We start from the raw sequence: 16,159 nt of genomic DNA on the forward strand, positions 1-16,159 counted from the left end.
GTGCGCTAGCCGGGCAGCTCGGTCCGCTCCCACCACTGGTACACGGGCAGCCTGCCCTCCGGCGTGTTCCCGTGCCGCGCAGTCGCCCTGAAATGCTCGTATCCGCCGAGGAACTCGATCTTCACATCGGATCCGGGCGGCGGGAGGGGGACGATCCGTTCGGGCAGATCGTCCGGACCGCCCTCGAGTAGTGCCTTGGCCGTGTCGCTCATGACCTCACCGTTCCCGTTGCCGGAACGCGATGTCGCCCCCGGGCCCAGGATCAGCCGTTCGGGCGCTGGTCCGGGAGGGGTGGGCGTCCGTGAAACCGCAGCTCAGCGGGGTGTGACCCAGTACGCCGTCTCAGATAGTAGGAAGTCCGACTAATTGTGGAGACAGGCGCGTGCTCCTCCCTTAACTTTGTAGGAGCCGAACGTCTCGCTCGACCAAGCGAATGGCGGTCGTGAGCCGGGCCCCGCGCAGGCAACCCCTGCGGCCCGCTCCCCGCCCCCGGCGTCTCGAACCCCCCTTCCGTGCTCCCTGGATTTCGAAGGAGTCGATTTCCCATGGCCGAGACGACCGTCCGCCGCCGAGTCCGTCACGTCTCCCGTACGAGCGAGTCCGACCGCAAGAACGCCGCCGCCGCCCTTCAGCGCGCCCTCGACCGCCGCGACAACGGCGGCGAGACCGGCCACTGAGCCTAGGGCCTGTCCGGCGGATCATGCCGCAGACGCGGGGAATGGCACGCCCACCTGCCGCGTTGTCGTCGGTTGCCGACGCTCCGCGTCGACGCCCTCCTCCGCCTTGCAGTTGGACGCACCATTCCCCGCTCACCTGCGTTGATCAGGCGCCGCTGCTTTCCTGCGACTTGATCCGCCGGACAGGCCCTAGCCGCCGCACGTCCGGGAGCCGCACCCGCACGGGGTGCGGCGCGGGCCCCGAACGGGACTTCGGACCCCGCGCCGCACCTCGCCCCCTCCCGCTCGCACCCCGGCCGCCATGTCCGTATGGCGGACGGTCCGTGTCATCCCATGGGACGAGGAGTAGGGTTCCCGCATGTCTCGCAGCCTCAATCTCGCAGTGATTCCCGGTGACGGCATCGGCCAGGAGGTCGTGGCCGAAGGTCTCAAGGTCCTCTCCGCCGTCCTCCCGCAGGATGTGAAGCTGGAGACCAAGGAGTACGACTTCGGCGCCCGGCGCTACCACGCCACGGGTGAGACCCTCACCGACGCCGACGCCGAGGCGCTCCGCCGGCACGACGCGATCCTGCTCGGCGCGATCGGCGACCCGAGCGTCCCCTCCGGTGTCCTGGAGCGGGGTTTCCTGCTGAAGCTGCGGTTCCTCTTCGACCACCACGTCAACCTGCGTCCGTCGAAGCTCCTCCCGGGCGTCGCCACGCCGCTGGCCGGCCAGCCCGAGATCGACTTCATCGTGGTCCGCGAGGGCACCGAGGGTCCGTACACCGGCAACGGCGGCACGATCCGCAAGGGCACCCCGCACGAGGTCGCCACCGAGGTCTCCGTGAACACGGCCTTCGGCGTCGAGCGCGTGGTCCGGGACGCGTTCGCCCGCGCCCAGGCCCGCCCCCGCAAGAAGCTCACCCTCGTCCACAAGAACAACGTGCTGGCCTTCGCCGGTCACCTGTGGACGAACATCTTCAACCAGGTGGCCGAGGAGTTCCCCGAGGTCACCACCGACTACATCCACGTCGACGCGGCGACGATCTACCTCGTCACCGACCCCGGCCGCTTCGACGTGATCGTCACCGACAACCTCTTCGGTGACATCATCACCGACCTCGCCGCGGCCGTCTCCGGCGGCATCGGCGTCGCCGCGAGCGGGAACATCAACCCCTCCGGCGAGTTCCCGTCCATGTTCGAGCCCGTGCACGGCTCGGCCCCGGACATCGCCGGCCAGGGCAAGGCCGACCCCACCGCCACGGTCCTGTCCGTCGCCCTGCTCCTGCGCCACCTCGGTTACGAGGCCGAGGCGGTCCGTATCGAGGACGCCGTCGCGCGCGACCTGGAGGAGCGTGGTGCGCTGCCCGCGCGCAGCACCTCCGAGATCGGTGACGCGCTCTCCGTACGAGTAGCCGGCTGACCCGCGCTGCACGAAACCTTTCGAAGCCGCCGGGTTCGCATCAGCACCCGGCGGCTTCCGCATGTCCCCCGCCGGGTGCCACCATCAACCCTGGGTCGCATTCACGCCGTTTTGGCCCTCGTCCGCCGCTTGCGATAATCGAACGCGGAGCCGCGGTATGAGGGAAAGCTCGGACGTCCTGGCACCGGCCACTGGCCGTACGGACGTGAGCGCGGCCCGTCACTACACAACCGGTGAAGGACACCACTCATGACGACGCCCACGATCGAGCTCAAGCCCTCCGCCAGCCCGCTCTCCGCCGCAGAGCGGCAGGCGATCCTGGCGAACCCCGGGTTCGGCCGCCACTTCACCGACCACATGGTGACGATCAAGTGGACGGAGGGTCGCGGCTGGCACGACGGTCAGCTCGTTCCGTACGCGCCGATCCCGCTCGACCCGGCCACCATGGTCCTGCACTACGCGCAGGAGATCTTCGAGGGTCTGAAGGCGTACCGCCGTCCCGACGGCTCCGTCGCCACCTTCCGCCCCGACCAGAACGCCAAGCGTTTCCAGCGCTCCGCGCGCCGGCTCGCCATGCCCGAGCTGCCGGTCGAGACGTTCATCGAGGCCTGTGACGCCCTCGTCGGCCAGGACAAGGACTGGGTGCCCGCACACGGCGGCGAGGAGTCCCTCTACCTGCGCCCCTTCATGATCGCGACCGAGGTCGGCCTGGGCGTGAAGCCGGCCAACGAGTACCTCTTCATCGTGATCGCCTCACCGGCCGGCGCCTACTTCCCCGGCGGCGTCAAGCCCGTCTCCATCTGGGTCTCCGAGGAGCACGTCCGCGCCGTCCCCGGCGGCATGGGCGACGCCAAGACGGGCGGCAACTACGCCGCCTCCCTGCTCGCCCAGGCCGAGGCCGCCGCGCAGGGCTGCGCCCAGGTCTGCTACCTCGACGCGGTCGAGCGCAAGTGGGTCGAGGAACTCGGCGGCATGAACCTGTACTTCGTGTACGGCAACAAGATCATCACGCCGTCGCTGACGGGCTCCATCCTGGAGGGCGTCACCCGTGACAGCCTCCTCAGCGTCGCCCGCGACCTCGGCTACGAGGCCGAGGAGGGCCGCGTCTCCGTCGACCAGTGGCAGCGCGACTCCGAGAACGGCACGCTGCAGGAGGTCTTCGCCTGCGGCACCGCCGCCGTGATCACCCCGGTCGGCACGGTCAAGCGCACCAGCGGCGAGTGGCAGCAGTCGGGCGGCGAGCCCGGCGAGGTCACCCTCAAGCTCCGCCAGGCCCTGCTGGACATCCAGCGCGGCAAGGCCGAGGACAAGCACGGCTGGATGCACGAGCTGGGCTAGCCGCCCGGCCTCGTCGCGGGCCACTCCGTCCAGGGCCACCCCGTTCGGGGTGGCCCTTCGGCGTCTCCGGGTCCCGGGTGCGCCGAGCCCGGCGCGGTAGTACGGCCGGCGTCGTACGGCTGCCCCACGCCAAGGGCGAGCTGTTGCTGCTGCGCACCCTGGAGTGGAGCGAGGGCCGCCTCGGCGCCTACGCCGACCTGCACGTCCCCGACGGCCGCGCTCTGCCCTCGGGCACGTCCGGTGGTTCCCGGACGGCGGCCTCGGGGCCGGTCGCCGGCAGTGCGGCCCCCGTGGCTGCCGGCGCGCCCGAGCGCGCTCTGTTCGCATCCTGAGACACCCGGTGAGCACCGGGGCTGTCTGTGCCAGACTGCGTCCGTGCTCTCGTTCGCCATGATTATTGGCAGCAGGCGCGCCGGTCCGCAGTGACCGCTCCGTACGACCAGGTACGAGCGGCCATCGTCGTCCTCGACCCGCGCGCAGACCTCTCGCACCCGCGAGGGGTTTTTCGCTTTTCTGGCCCACCCACAGCCGGAGGCGAGAGCGCGAGGGACCATGGGGGGACGGTGGAGCCGGTCATCCGGTAACGACCGAGATCCGACACAGGAGCCTTCAGACCATGACCGCAACCAGCGAACTCGACGATTCGTTCCACGTCTTCGACACCACCCTGCGCGACGGCGCGCAGCGTGAGGGCATCAACCTCACCGTCGCCGACAAGCTGGCCATCGCCCGGCATCTGGACGACTTCGGTGTGGGCTTCATCGAGGGCGGCTGGCCCGGCGCCAACCCGCGCGACACCGAGTTCTTCGCCCGCGCCCAGCAGGAGATCGACTTCCAGCACGCCCAGCTGGTCGCCTTCGGCTCGACCCGCCGGGCGGGCACGAAGGCGGCGGAGGACCCGCAGGTCAAGGCGCTGCTGGAGTCGGGCGCACCGGTGATCACCCTGGTCGCGAAGTCCCACGACCGGCATGTCGAGCTGGCCCTGCGCACCACGCTCGACGAGAACCTGGCGATGGTGAGCGACACGGTGTCCTTCCTGAAGGCCCAGGGCCGCCGGGTCTTCATCGACTGCGAGCACTTCTTCGACGGCTACCGCGCGAACCCCGAGTACGCCAAGGCGGTCGTCCGGGCGGCGGCCGAGGCCGGCGCGGACGTGGTCGTCCTGTGCGACACCAACGGCGGCATGCTTCCCGCGCAGGTCCAGGCCGTCGTCTCCACGGTCCTCGCCGACACCGGCGCCCGCCTCGGCATCCACGCCCAGGACGACACCGGCTGCGCGGTCGCCAACACCCTCGCCGCGGTGGACGCGGGCGCGACGCACGTGCAGTGCACGGCGAACGGCTACGGCGAGCGGGTCGGCAACGCCAACCTGTTCCCGGTGGTCGCGGCCCTGGAGCTGAAGTACGGCAAGAAGGTCCTGCCCGACGGCAGGCTCCGTGAGATGACGCGCATCTCGCACGCGATCGCCGAGGTCGTCAACCTCACCCCGTCCACGCACCAGCCGTACGTGGGAGTGTCCGCCTTCGCCCACAAGGCGGGTCTGCACGCCTCCGCCATCAAGGTGGACCCCGACCTGTACCAGCACATCGACCCCGAGCAGGTCGGCAACACCATGCGGATGCTGGTGTCGGACATGGCGGGGCGCGCGTCCATCGAGCTCAAGGGCAAGGAGCTCGGCGTCGACCTGGGAGGCGACCGCGAACTCGTCGGCCGGGTCGTGGAGCGGGTCAAGGAGCGCGAGCTCAAGGGCTACACCTACGAGGCCGCCGACGCCTCCTTCGAGCTGCTGCTGCGGGGCGAGGTCGAGGGCAGCCCGCTGAAGTACTTCGAGGTGGAGTCCTGGCGGGCCATCGTCGAGGACCGCCCCGACGGCAGCCACGCCAACGAGGCCACGGTCAAGCTGTGGGCCAAGGCCGAGCGCATCGTCGCCACGGCGGAGGGCAACGGCCCCGTCAATGCCCTGGACCGCGCGCTGCGCGTGGCGCTGGAGAAGATCTACCCCCAGCTGGCCAAGCTCGAGCTGGTCGACTACAAGGTCCGCATCCTGGAGGGCGTCCACGGCACCCAGTCCACCACCCGCGTGCTGATCTCCACGAGCGACGGCACGGGCGAGTGGTCCACGGTGGGCGTGGCGGAGAACGTCATCGCCGCCTCATGGCAGGCCCTGGAGGACGCCTACACGTACGGGCTGCTGCGGGCGGGAGTCGACCCGGCGGAGTAGGCTCCGACCCTCCCACTGTGTGTCCGGTTTTATGGGGCTTCGGGTAGCTTCGAGGTATGAAGGTCGCGATCCCGACCCGCCCTCCCCGAGGCCTCACCGGACCGCTGCCGGCGCTGGCGCTCGTCGTCCTCATGGTTCTGGCCGTCCTCATGTCGGCGGGCGCCCCGCGCGCCACCGCGGCCACCACTGATCCGACGAGCGTCTCGGCCATCGCCGCTTCCCTCCGTGAGAGCCCGGTCTACGTCGACCCGGAGGCGAGCGGCGAGCTGTCCCGGGCGGACGCGCACGCGCTCCAGCAGCGGATCGAGGACGCCGGCAAGCCCCTGTTCATCGCCGTCCTGCCCGCCGGCCGGCCCACGCAGAACCTGTTCAGGGACCTGCGCACCGCCACCGGCGTCACCGGCCTGTACGCGATCCGCCTGGGCGACCGCTTCGACTCCCGCGCCGACTCCTCGGTCCTGCCCCGCACGGCCGTCCAGAACCTGGTCACCAGCGTCCGCGACGAGAGAGACGTCAACAGACAGCTGACGGACTTCACCGACCGGGCGCTGGCCAACATGGGGGGCTCGGCCCCCGCCGGGTGGAGCTCCTCGGGCGGCGACGGCATCTCGTCCACCGCGCTGATCACCGCGGGCGCGGTCCTGGTGGCCGGCGGCACCGGGGCGTACGCCCTCGTGCGGCGCAACCGCCGCCGGCGCGCGGAGGAGCAGCGGGCCGCCCTCGACCGGCTGCGGGTCGTCGTGGACGAGGACATCACGGCCTTCGGCGAGGAACTCGACCGTCTGGACTTCCACCCGGCCGAGGCGGGCGCCGACGACGCCATGCGCGCCGACTACGAACGCGCCCTGGACGCCTATGAGGAGGCGAAGTCGCTGATGGCGGCGGCCCTGCGACCGGAGGACGTCCGCCCCGTCACCCAGGAGCTGGAGGACGGCCGTTTCTCCCTCGCCCAGCTCGCCGCCCGCCGCGACAGAAGGCCGCTGCCCGAGCGCCGTCCGCCCTGCTTCTTCGACCCCCGCCACGGCCCCTCGGTCACCGACGCCACCTGGACGCCGCCGGGCGGGGCCACCCGGGAGGTCCCGGTCTGCGCGGCCGACGCGACCCGTCTCGCCGACGGCCGCGACCCGGTGATCCGCGAGGTCGACAGCGACTACGGCCGCCGCCCCTATTGGGAGGCGGGACCGGCCTACGGCCCCTGGGCGGGCGGCTACTTCGGCGGCGGCATCCTGCCCGGCCTCCTCGTCGGCACGATGCTGGGCTCCCTGATGGCGACCCCGTCCTACGCCGCCGACTACGGCACGGGTTACGGCGACTTCGGCGGCTACCAGGGCGGTGACGTCTCCGGCGCCGACTTCGACCCGGGTGACTTCGGCGGCGGCTTCGGCGGGGGAGGGGACTTCGGCGGCGGCGGGGGCGGCGGCGACTTCGGCGGAGGGTTCTGAGAGACCTGAGGGCCGGGCCACGGCCGCGAAGCCACGGGCACGGGCCCGGCGCGGGGCGGCGCCGGGCCCGCGGACCTCGTACGAGGTGGCTTGCGGGGGTGGGGTGGGCTACGCGGCCGCGGCGTGCGTCAGAGCGAGGCCGCCGCGGAGGCGATGGCCGAGGCGAAGGTGGACACCTCGGAGTAGACGCCGGGGGCGTTGGGCTGGGCGCAGCCGTCACCCCAGCTGACTATGCCGACCTGGATCCAGGCGCCGGCGTTGTCCCTGCGGAACATCGGGCCGCCGGAGTCGCCCTGGCAGGTGTCGACCCCGCCCGCGGCGAAGCCGGCGCAGATCTCGTCGCCCGCGACGAGGCCGCTGTAGAGACCGCCGTACGCCTTGCAGGTCGCGTCGCTGATGAACGGCACCGTGGCCTTGAGCAGGTAGCGCTGCTGGGCGCCGTTCTCGCGGGCCGCGCCCCAGCCGGCGACGGTGAAGTCGCCGGTGTTGTACTGCGTGGTGGTGGCGATCTTCAGGGTGGGCAGCGTGGTGATGGGCGAGGCGAGCTTGATGAGCGCCCAGTCCTTGCCGTTGCCGTTGTAGCCGGGGGCCCGGTACACGTACGTGGACCTGACCTGGACCCGGCCGCTGGTGGACTGCAGGTCCACGACGCCGGCGGTGGCGGTGATGCTGGTGTTGGCGCCGGTCCCGCTGACGCAGTGCGCGGCGGTGAGCACGATCTGCTGGGTGTAGAGCGCGCCGCCACAGCCCATGGAGAGCCGGACCATGAACGGGAACTCGCCCTGCGCGGCGCGGGTTCCGCCGACGACGGGCGAGGGGGCGGCCTGGGCGGCCGAGAGGGGCTGGAGGCTGGCGATCGCGAGGGCGGCGGCGCCGACGGCGGCGAATCTCTTGAGCGCCGTGAGGAGCTTCTTCAAGGTGCTGCCTTCCGTGGGGGGTTGGCTTGGATTTGGTGGGGACATGTCAACGCATAGCGCAAAGGAATGCCCATGCGCTGGCATGGTCAGGTCAAATCTGTTGCTGGATTATGGGAACGCCCCGACCCCTCACACAAGGGGGCTGATTCAGCCACCTGCCGCGTCAGACCCCAGGACGCGTAACGGGAGCGAGCGAGGCGAGCGAGGCGAGCGAGGCGAGGGGCTCACCACTCAGGCGGCACACCCTCCACTCGTCGAGGAACTCCACCCCGAGTGACTTGTAGAAGCCGATCGTCGGCTCGTTCCAGGCCAGCACCCACCACTCGAACCGCTCGTAACCCTTTTCCCGGCAGAGCGCGGCAAGAGAGGCGAGCAGCGCCTTGCCATACCCCCCGCCACGGGCCTGCGGCCGCACGAACAGATCCTCCAGATGCATGCCACGCGTGCCGGTCCAGGTCGAGAACCGCGGAAACCACAACGCGAACCCGACGACCTGCCCGTTCTCGTCATCCTCGGCGATCAGCACGAACGCGGCGGGATGCTCCCCGAACAAGGCCTCAAGCAGCTGCTCCTGGCTGGCCCGAGCCTGCTCCACGGCCTTCTCGTACTCGGCGAGCTCGCGAATCATCGCGCATATCTGCGGCACGTCGTGCGGGGTGGCGGATCGAATCACGCGACGGACCCGAGCTGGGTGAGGAAGTCGCTCCAGGTGTCGGCGGCGACGGTGAGTATGGGACCGTCGGGCGTCTTGGAGTCGCGGACGTGGACGGCGAAGGCGTGCGAGGCGACTTCGACGCAGTTGCCCCCTTCGTTGCTGCTGTAGCTGGACTTGAACCACTCAAGTGCGGTGCTCATCGGTCTCCTAGCAATCCGTGCAGGAAGCGCACGCTTTCGCCGGTAGAGAGGGCCTGTGATCGCAGCATCGCATACTTGAGGTGATAGTCACTGACCTCGTCAGGATCGTCGACGAGGAAACTGGCGCGCTGCACCTCCAGGTAGACCAAGCGCTCGTGGTCGGGAGTCTCCAAGAGCGTCATAGGGCCTGCCAGTCCGGCGTGTGGCATGCGGTCCATGGGCATGATCTGGAAGCTCATGTGGACGGGTTCCGAGTACTCCAGGATCTGCCGGATCTGTGCCCGCATCACCTGGGGACCGCCGACCTCTCGCCGCAGGATGCTCTCCTCGATGATGAAGTGCCCCACGGGCGGTTGCGTCCTCTGCCAGATCAACTGCCGGTCGAGACGGGCGTTCACCCACTGCTCCGCGGTCTCGCTCCCCAGAGCGGGATAGCGGGCATCGAAGGCGGCCAGGCAGTATTCCCTGGTCTGGAGCAGCCCCGGCACCATCTGCGTCTCATACGTCTGGATGTTCACTGCCTCCTGTTCGTGCTCCACCAGCCCCTGCGCGAACTGCACGACCCGGTCCCGGACCGGCAGTTTGGTCACAAGCACCTCTAACACCCCACCCGTGCCCAGCAGTTCGTCGAACTGTTCCGCCCGATCGGGCTGGAGCGCGAGCCGCCCCTGCTCGATGGACCCCACCAGGTCGACGGAGATCGTCGCCATCTCGGCGAGCTGTTCCTGTGTGAGGCGGGCCTGTTTGCGGCAGTGCGCCAACAGCGCCCCGACCGCCACCCATGAACCGACCTTCTTGCCGGGCTTCTTCGCCGTCTGCATGCGGATCCCTTTCCCCCGTGCACATCCCGAGCCGTCGCAGCGAAGCCGTAGAAAAGCAAACTACGGATTCACTCACTGCTCCACTTTAGTGACCCACAGTGACAATCGCCTCGTGAACGTCGAATCCCGCTTCTACCTCCGCGACCGCAGAAACGTCAGCCGGGCCCGGGACTTCACCCGAGAGACCCTCACCACCTGGTCCTGGACCGACCGCACCGACGACGTCCAGCTCTGCGTCAGCGAACTCGCCACGAACGCCGTCCTCCACGGCGTCCCGCCCGGCCGGGGCTTCGCCCTCCATCTCGCCCTGCACCCGACGGACGGCGTCCTGCGGGTCGAGGTCCACGACAGCGGTCCGGGAGGAGTCCGGGCCCGGGACCACGCGTCCCCCGACGCGGAACACGGCCGAGGCCTCCTCCTCGTCACCGCGCTCGCGGACAAGTGGGGGGTGGGGGAGCGGAAGCCGGGGAAGGTCGTGTGGTGCGAGTTCTACGGCTGCTCAGCGTGACGACGGGCGGTAGCTGCATGAGCGTCCCTGAACCCTGCGCGCCTTACCGTTGCCCGGCCAGCCGTAGGGCCTCCTCCGCCTCCTTCTCCGACCCGGCGTATTCGAAGCAGGCGGCGGCGATTCTCAGGACCTCGTTGGCCTCGGCGTGCCGGCCCAGGGAGCGGAGGGCCTGGCCATGGTGGAGGGCGGCTCTCGCCGCCTCGTGCGGGTCGTCGAGGGCGGTGTGGAGGCGGGCGGAGCGCAGGTACTCGTCCGCGGCCCGGTCCGGGCGGCCGGCCGCCGTCCAGAGGTGGCCCAGGAAGGACCGCGCCCTCGCCTCGCCGGCCTTGTCGCCCAGGTCGAGAGCGATGCCGAGGGCTTTGCGCGTGGCGGCGAGCGAGTCGTCGTAACGTCCCAGCGCGTAGAGCGTGAGGCCGTAGTTGCCGAGCGCGACTCCCTTGGCGCGCCGGTCACCGAGGGCTTCACAGAGGCGCAGGCTGCTCTTGTGGGCCCGGACGGCCTCGGGGTACCTGCCCAGCCCGCTCAGGACGGACCCGAGGTTCGCCCACGCGCCGGCTTCCGCCCGCTGGTTCCGCGTCTCGGCGAAGAGCTCTGTCGCGCGGCGCAGGAAGGGGACCGCCTCCTCCTCCCGGCCGAGGGTGGCCAGGCTCATGCCCAGCGACTGGCACGCGGCGGCCTCGGCCTCGGTGTCGCCCAGACGCCGCGCGGTCCGGTGCGCGGCCGTCGCCACCTCCAGCCAGTCGTGGTGGGCCCGGCGCAGATTCAGGTACATGTCGAGATTGATCCCCAGTGCCATGGCCTTCCTGGCCCGCTCCGGGGAGTCCGAGTCCATCCACCGGGCCAGGCCGAGGAGCATCTGGCGTTCCGAGTCGAGCCAGTTCAGCGCGCGCAGGTAGTCGCCGCGGAAGGAGTCCAAGGAGTCGGGGATCGAGGGGTGCATGCCGGGCCAGAGGCAGTTGTTGGCGGACCGCACACCGATCTCGGAGATGTCGAGGAGGTGCCCCAGGGCGGTCTCCGTCTCCTGGGCGGTCTCCGGGTCCGCGTCCGACACGCTGCGGACGTACACCTGGACCAGGTCGTGCATCCGCCACAGCTCGCCGCCGGGGTCCGCGGTCAGCAGGGACGCGGCGACCAGGTCGTCCAGCAGGGGCAGCAGCTCCTCCAGCGCCATGTTCGCGAGGAGGACCGCGGAGCCCATCCACACCTCGGCTGCGGGCGCCTGCCCCAGCGCCCGCAGCACCCGGGCCACCTCGGGCTCCAGCCGGCCGTACATCACATCGAAGACCGGCCGCAGCGCCAGCTTTCGCCAGTACTGGTCCACCCCCCCCTTGTGCCGCAACGCCCGCACCCGGTCGGCGGCGGTGCGCAGTTCGGCGGTCAGCGTGCTGATCGGGCGCGTTCCACGGCGTCGTAGCAGCGCGGCGGCGATCAGCAGGGCGAGGGGCAAGTGGCCGCACAGGGCCGCCAGTTCACGGACGGCGTCGGGTTGTTCGGTGGCGCGCCGGTCCTCGGGGTCGCGTTCTCGCAGGCAACGGTCCACGAGCAGGCAGGCGTCCTCGGTCTCCAGCGCACCGATCGTGAACTGCCGTACGGGGAGGGAGTCCTGGACGTCCCGGGAGGTCACCAGCACGCGGTGCCCGTCGCCTTCCCCGGGCAGCAGGGGGGCGACCTGGGCCGGGTCGGAGACGTTGTCGAGGACGATCAACATCGGCTCGCGGCGGGCGAGTTCGGCACGGTAGCGGCCGTAGAGGTCCTCGTCGCCCGGCCCGCTCTCGCCGAGCACCCGCAGCAGCGACAGCACGGCGTGCTCGGGGGTCGCCGGGACCTCGTCGTACCCGCGCAGGTCCACGAAGAGCGCCCCGCCGGGGAACCAGCCGCGCTTCCGTGCCGTGTACGCCGCGTGCAGGGCGAGGGCGGTCTTGCCCACACCGCCCAGACCGGCGACGGCGGCGACACCGACCCCGGCGCCGACGGCTCCGCCAGGTCCGGCGGCCGGATCGAGGACGTCCAGCAGCCGTTCGACCTCGGTGTCCCGGCCCGTGAACACGGCGGGTTCGCCCGGCAGATTGGACACGGCGCCCGAAGGCGGGGGAGCGGGCCCCGACCCGGTGACGGGCCCAAAGAACACATTCCCCCGGAACTCGACGTGATCCCCGTCTCCCACCAGTCCCGCCCCCTCCGTCACCGAACAGGGCGAGCGTCACCCTTGGGACAGCAACTGACCCATCCGGCACCTACGGCCATCGTATGACCGCAGCGGCCGACCCGGGGACGACGCCCGCACCCCTGCCCCTCTCCTTCCCCCGCGCTCCCACCCTCGACGCCTGAACTCGCTGGAAGCCGGCGCCGGACCGGTCCACGTGAACCGCGGTCGGTTCGGGGGGGCCCGGGTCAGTCCTGGACCGCCGCCTTCGCGAAGCCCAGCAGCCCGCGGAAGTCGATCCCGCCGGGGTCCCCGTGCGCGTTCTCGGGCACGTGCATGTGCCCGCACACGCCCTTGAACGCGTTCCACTGCGCCCCGCTCATCCGCTGCCCGCCCCCGTCGCCCACGGACTTCGGGTACACGGGCCACAGCGTCGGCCCCTGCAACGGCACGTTGTGGTGGATGTGCATCCACGCCAGGTACTGGGCGACCCCGCGCAGCGCCCACTCCGGGGCCTTCGGCCAGTAGACGTGGGCCCGGTCGCCGGCGTTCAGCCGGGCGTGGACGTCGGGGTCGCAGGTGCCGACGAGTTCCGCCTGGCACACGTTCAGCGTGTTCGTCTCGACGCCGCCGGGCGGGTTGGCCAGCGCGCGTGAGGAGACATCGATGTCGAAGTGCTGGTACCACTTCAGCCGCTTGGCGGCGAAGTCCGGCACCGCTGTCAGGTTGGGCGCGACGGCGCCGCCCTGGTAGTCGGGCAGCGAACTGCCCTCCGTGGTGTGCAGGACGACGACGTTGACCTCCATACGGTCACCGCCGAAGTGGTCCTGGTACCAGTGGTCGCGGTTGGCGCCCGGGTAGTGCTGGGGTCCGGTCATGGTGCTCATGCCTCGCGACTGTGACACAGAGCACAGCGAGGGGCCGGGAGCTACTCGCTTCCGGCCCCTATCCGCCGATTTCTTACGAAATTCGACGGCTGTCTTACGCGTTCTTGATCGCCGAGATGTCGAAGTTCAGCTTGATCTTGTCGGAGACCAGGACGCCGCCCGTCTCCAGCGCCGCGTTCCAGGTCAGGCCCCACTCCGAGCGCAGGATCTCGGCCTTGCCCTCGAAGCCGACGCGCTCGTTGCCGAACGGGTCCTTGGCGGCGCCGTTGAACTCCAGGTCGATGGTGAGCGGCTTGGTGACGCCGAGGATGCTCAGGTCGCCGGTGATGCGGTAGTCGTCGCCGCCGACCGCCTCGGCGGAGGTGGAGCGGAAGGTCATCGTCGGGAACTCGTCGGTCTTGAAGAAGTCCGCGCTCTTCAGGTGGCCGTCACGGTCGGCGGAGCCGGTGTCGATGCTGTCCATCTTGACGTCGATGGTGGCGGTGGACTTCGACGGGTCCGAGCCGTCCAGGTGCAGCGAGCCGGTGAAGTCGATGAACTTGCCCTTGACGTTGGTGACCATCGCGTGGCGCGCGACGAAACCGAGCGTCGAGTGCGCCGGGTCGATCGTGTAGTCACCGGTCAGGGCGGCGAGATCGGGGTTCACCGCGCCGGCGGCGGTCTCGTCGGTGCTCTTGCGGCCGAAGATGCCCATGACGTGCTCCTTGGAGTGGGGACGGGACGTAAACGGGAACGGGGAAGATCGATGATGTTGAATCTTCAACGAGGTCAACACGAACGACCGTAGACCTATTCCGTTCAATGTTCAACATCATCCGAGGCGTGTCCCCTGATTGCTCCATGCGATGATCGTGGACGGCCGTCCGGGTCCTCCCGTTCACCCTGGGGAGGGCATGCGACCCCGTCGAATGTGAGCCGGGTCTCAGCCCCGGCTTTGTTCGACCTGAACAAGCCCCGGACCCCCTGAGCAGTCGGAACGCCTGCGTGCCCGCCTGGTTCTGTTCAGTGCTACCAGGAAAACGCGTCGGAGACTGTACGGAGTCGACGTCCCTCTTTCCTTGGCGGGCTTCGTAAGGTCGCTACATGACCGTTTTGGAAGAGACGACGGGTGAGCCGACCGGGGAACCCACGGACGCGCGCGGCCGCGTGGCCGAGCTGCATCAGATCCGTGCCCAGGCGCTGGCCGGCCCGAGCGAGAAGGCGACCCAGGCGCAGCACGCCAAGGGCAAGCTGACCGCCCGGGAGCGGATCGAGCTGCTTGTGGACCCCGGGTCCTTCCAGGAGGTCGAGCAGCTGCGCCGGCACCGGGCGACCGGGTTCGGCCTGGAGGCCAAGAAGCCGTTCACCGACGGTGTCATCACCGGCTGGGGCACGGTGGAGGGCCGTACGGTCTTCGTCTACGCCCATGACTTCCGCATCTTCGGCGGCGCGCTGGGCGAGGCCCACGCCACGAAGATCCACAAGATCATGGACATGGCCATCGCGGCCGGCGCCCCGCTGGTCTCCCTCAACGACGGCGCCGGCGCCCGCATCCAGGAGGGCGTCTCCGCGCTCGCCGGCTACGGCGGCATCTTCCAGCGCAACACCAAGGCCTCCGGAGTCATCCCGCAGATCAGCGTGATGCTCGGTCCCTGCGCGGGCGGCGCGGCCTACAGCCCCGCCCTGACCGACTTCGTCTTCATGGTCCGCGAGACCTCGCAGATGTTCATCACCGGCCCGGACGTCGTCAAGGCGGTCACCGGCGAGGAGATCACCCAGAACGGCCTCGGCGGCGCCGACGTGCACGCCGAGACCTCCGGCGTCTGCCACTTCGCGTACGACGACGAGGAGACCTGCATCGCGGAGGTCCGCTACCTCCTCTCGCTGCTGCCGCAGAACAACCGCGAGAACCCCCCGCGCGTCGAGTCCGGCGACCCGGCCGACCGCCGCAGCGACGTTCTGCTCGACCTGGTCCCGGCGGACGGCAACCGCCCGTACGACATGACCAAGGTCATCGAGGAGATCGTCGACGACGGCGAGTACGTCGAGGTCCATGAGCGCTGGGCCCGCAACATCATCTGCGCCCTGGCCCGGCTGGGCGGCCAGGTCGTCGGCATCGTGGCCAACCAGCCGCAGTCCCTCGCCGGCGTCCTGGACATCGAGGCGTCGGAAAAAGCTGCGCGTTTTGTCCAGATGTGTGACGCTTTCAATATCCCGATCGTCACCTTCCTGGACGTCCCCGGGTTCCTCCCGGGCGTCGACCAGGAGCACGGCGGAATCATCCGTCACGGCGCGAAGCTGCTCTACGCCTACTGCAACGCGACCGTGCCGAGGATCTCGCTGATCCTGCGCAAGGCGTACGGAGGTGCCTACATCGTCATGGACAGCCAGTCCATCGGTGCGGACCTCACCTACGCCTGGCCGACGAACGAGATCGCCGTGATGGGCGCCGAAGGTGCCGCCAACGTCATCTTCCGGCGTCAGATCGCCGAGGCCGAGGACCCCGAGGCCATGCGGGCCCGCATGGTCAAGGAGTACAAGTCCGAGCTGATGCACCCGTACTACGCGGCGGAGCGCGGCCTGGTCGACGACGTCATCGACCCCGCCGAGACCCGCGAGGTCCTCATCAGGTCCCTCGCCATGCTGCAGTCCAAGCACGCCGACCTGCCCTCGCGCAAGCACGGCAACCCCCCGCAGTAACCCTGCGGATCCTTCGCGGTACCCCTGCGGAAACCTCTCTCCCGGAGACTGACACCCATGAACACTCCCGACATCCGCGTCGAGAAGGGCCACGCCGAGCCCGAGGAAGTCGCCGCCATCACGGCGATCCTCCTGGCCCGCGCCGCCGCCCGCTCCTCCGAGACCCCCGAGGCGCACCACCGCCGCCCCAAGGCCGGCTGGCGCCGCCTGGAGCGTGAGGGCGGCTTCCGGGCCCCCCACAGCTGGCACTGAGCCCGCAGCGCAGGCAC

Annotated in this window: 17 protein-coding genes; 9 read left to right on the forward strand and 8 right to left on the reverse strand. The window is 70.2% G+C overall.

All coding sequences use genetic code 11. The annotated features are described in order from the left end of the window. Positions 1–5: 5 nt before the first annotated feature. Entirely contained in the window at positions 6–212 is a 207-nt protein-coding gene (locus ACZ5SK_RS24325) for a DUF5988 family protein (protein WP_334577001.1), read from the reverse strand. Positions 213–545: 333 nt separating this feature from the next. On the opposite strand from ACZ5SK_RS24325, the gene ACZ5SK_RS24330 reads away from it, so the two are divergent. The 6 genes from ACZ5SK_RS24330 (at position 546) to ACZ5SK_RS24355 (ending at position 7,080) form a co-directional block, all read left to right on the forward strand. Then, positions 546–677, forward strand: coding sequence for a hypothetical protein (locus ACZ5SK_RS24330; protein WP_015493350.1), 132 nt, complete (start codon positions 546–548; stop codon positions 675–677). 358 nt (positions 678–1,035) lie between these two features. Continuing rightward, positions 1,036–2,079 carry a 3-isopropylmalate dehydrogenase gene (locus ACZ5SK_RS24335; protein WP_334576997.1) on the forward strand — a complete coding sequence of 348 codons (1,044 nt, stop codon included), beginning with the start codon at positions 1,036–1,038 and terminating at the stop codon, positions 2,077–2,079. Between the two features lie 249 nt (positions 2,080–2,328). Beyond that, entirely contained in the window at positions 2,329–3,417 is a 1,089-nt protein-coding gene (locus tag ACZ5SK_RS24340) for a branched-chain amino acid aminotransferase (protein ID WP_334576995.1), read from the forward strand. 77 nt (positions 3,418–3,494) lie between these two features. Then, the gene (locus tag ACZ5SK_RS24345) at positions 3,495–3,749 is read left to right on the forward strand and encodes a hypothetical protein (protein ID WP_334576993.1); all 255 of its coding nucleotides are present in this window, start codon (positions 3,495–3,497) and stop codon (positions 3,747–3,749) included. Positions 3,750–4,033: 284 nt separating this feature from the next. Then, positions 4,034–5,638 carry a citramalate synthase gene (cimA, locus tag ACZ5SK_RS24350; RefSeq protein ID WP_334576991.1) on the forward strand — a complete coding sequence of 535 codons (1,605 nt, stop codon included), beginning with the start codon at positions 4,034–4,036 and terminating at the stop codon, positions 5,636–5,638. A gap of 56 nt (positions 5,639–5,694) precedes the next feature. Next, the gene (locus tag ACZ5SK_RS24355; protein WP_468417705.1) at positions 5,695–7,080 is read left to right on the forward strand and encodes a hypothetical protein; all 1,386 of its coding nucleotides are present in this window, start codon (positions 5,695–5,697) and stop codon (positions 7,078–7,080) included. Between the two features lie 128 nt (positions 7,081–7,208). On the opposite strand, the gene ACZ5SK_RS24360 is transcribed toward ACZ5SK_RS24355, so the two are convergent. The 4 genes from ACZ5SK_RS24360 to ACZ5SK_RS24375 form a co-directional block, all read right to left on the reverse strand. Next, the gene (locus ACZ5SK_RS24360) at positions 7,209–7,997 is read right to left on the reverse strand and encodes a S1 family peptidase (protein ID WP_334576989.1); all 789 of its coding nucleotides are present in this window, start codon (positions 7,995–7,997) and stop codon (positions 7,209–7,211) included. Between the two features lie 163 nt (positions 7,998–8,160). After that, the gene (locus tag ACZ5SK_RS24365) at positions 8,161–8,670 is read right to left on the reverse strand and encodes a GNAT family N-acetyltransferase (RefSeq protein ID WP_468576595.1); all 510 of its coding nucleotides are present in this window, start codon (positions 8,668–8,670) and stop codon (positions 8,161–8,163) included. Beyond that, complete coding sequence (locus ACZ5SK_RS24370) at positions 8,667–8,852, reverse strand: DUF397 domain-containing protein (RefSeq protein WP_468576596.1); 186 nt, start codon at positions 8,850–8,852, stop codon at positions 8,667–8,669. The genes ACZ5SK_RS24365 and ACZ5SK_RS24370 overlap by 4 nt, the downstream gene beginning before the upstream one ends. Beyond that, a complete protein-coding gene (locus tag ACZ5SK_RS24375; RefSeq protein ID WP_319341199.1) occupies positions 8,849–9,673 on the reverse strand; it encodes a helix-turn-helix domain-containing protein in 825 nt (274 codons plus the stop codon). Before ACZ5SK_RS24375 ends, ACZ5SK_RS24370 begins: the two co-directional genes overlap by 4 nt. Before the next feature lie 112 nt (positions 9,674–9,785). Here ACZ5SK_RS24375 and ACZ5SK_RS24380 point away from each other — a divergent pair, with 112 nt between their 5' ends. Continuing rightward, positions 9,786–10,181, forward strand: a complete 396-nt coding sequence (locus ACZ5SK_RS24380; protein WP_334576982.1) for an ATP-binding protein — start codon at positions 9,786–9,788, stop codon at positions 10,179–10,181. 43 nt (positions 10,182–10,224) lie between these two features. Here ACZ5SK_RS24380 and ACZ5SK_RS24385 read toward each other — a convergent pair whose 3' ends face one another. The 3 genes from ACZ5SK_RS24385 to ACZ5SK_RS24395 form a co-directional block, all read right to left on the reverse strand. After that, on the reverse strand, positions 10,225–12,255 hold the full coding sequence (locus ACZ5SK_RS24385) for a tetratricopeptide repeat protein (protein WP_468576597.1): 2,031 nt from the start codon (positions 12,253–12,255) through the stop codon (positions 10,225–10,227). A gap of 317 nt (positions 12,256–12,572) precedes the next feature. Further along, the gene (locus ACZ5SK_RS24390) at positions 12,573–13,211 is read right to left on the reverse strand and encodes a hypothetical protein (protein WP_334576978.1); all 639 of its coding nucleotides are present in this window, start codon (positions 13,209–13,211) and stop codon (positions 12,573–12,575) included. Between the two features lie 94 nt (positions 13,212–13,305). Continuing rightward, complete coding sequence (locus tag ACZ5SK_RS24395) at positions 13,306–13,905, reverse strand: YceI family protein (protein WP_334576977.1); 600 nt, start codon at positions 13,903–13,905, stop codon at positions 13,306–13,308. Positions 13,906–14,294: 389 nt separating this feature from the next. Between ACZ5SK_RS24395 and ACZ5SK_RS24400 the strand changes: the two genes are divergently transcribed. After that, positions 14,295–15,890 (forward strand): acyl-CoA carboxylase subunit beta, encoded by a 1,596-nt coding sequence (locus ACZ5SK_RS24400; RefSeq protein ID WP_334576976.1) that lies wholly within the window; start codon positions 14,295–14,297, stop codon positions 15,888–15,890. Positions 15,891–15,947: 57 nt separating this feature from the next. After that, positions 15,948–16,142: an acyl-CoA carboxylase subunit epsilon gene (locus ACZ5SK_RS24405; protein WP_079659281.1), complete on the forward strand. Its 195-nt coding sequence runs from the start codon at positions 15,948–15,950 to the stop codon at positions 16,140–16,142. The last annotated feature ends 17 nt before the right edge of the window (positions 16,143–16,159 follow it).

Source organism: Streptomyces sp. NPDC031474, assembly GCF_055581185.1.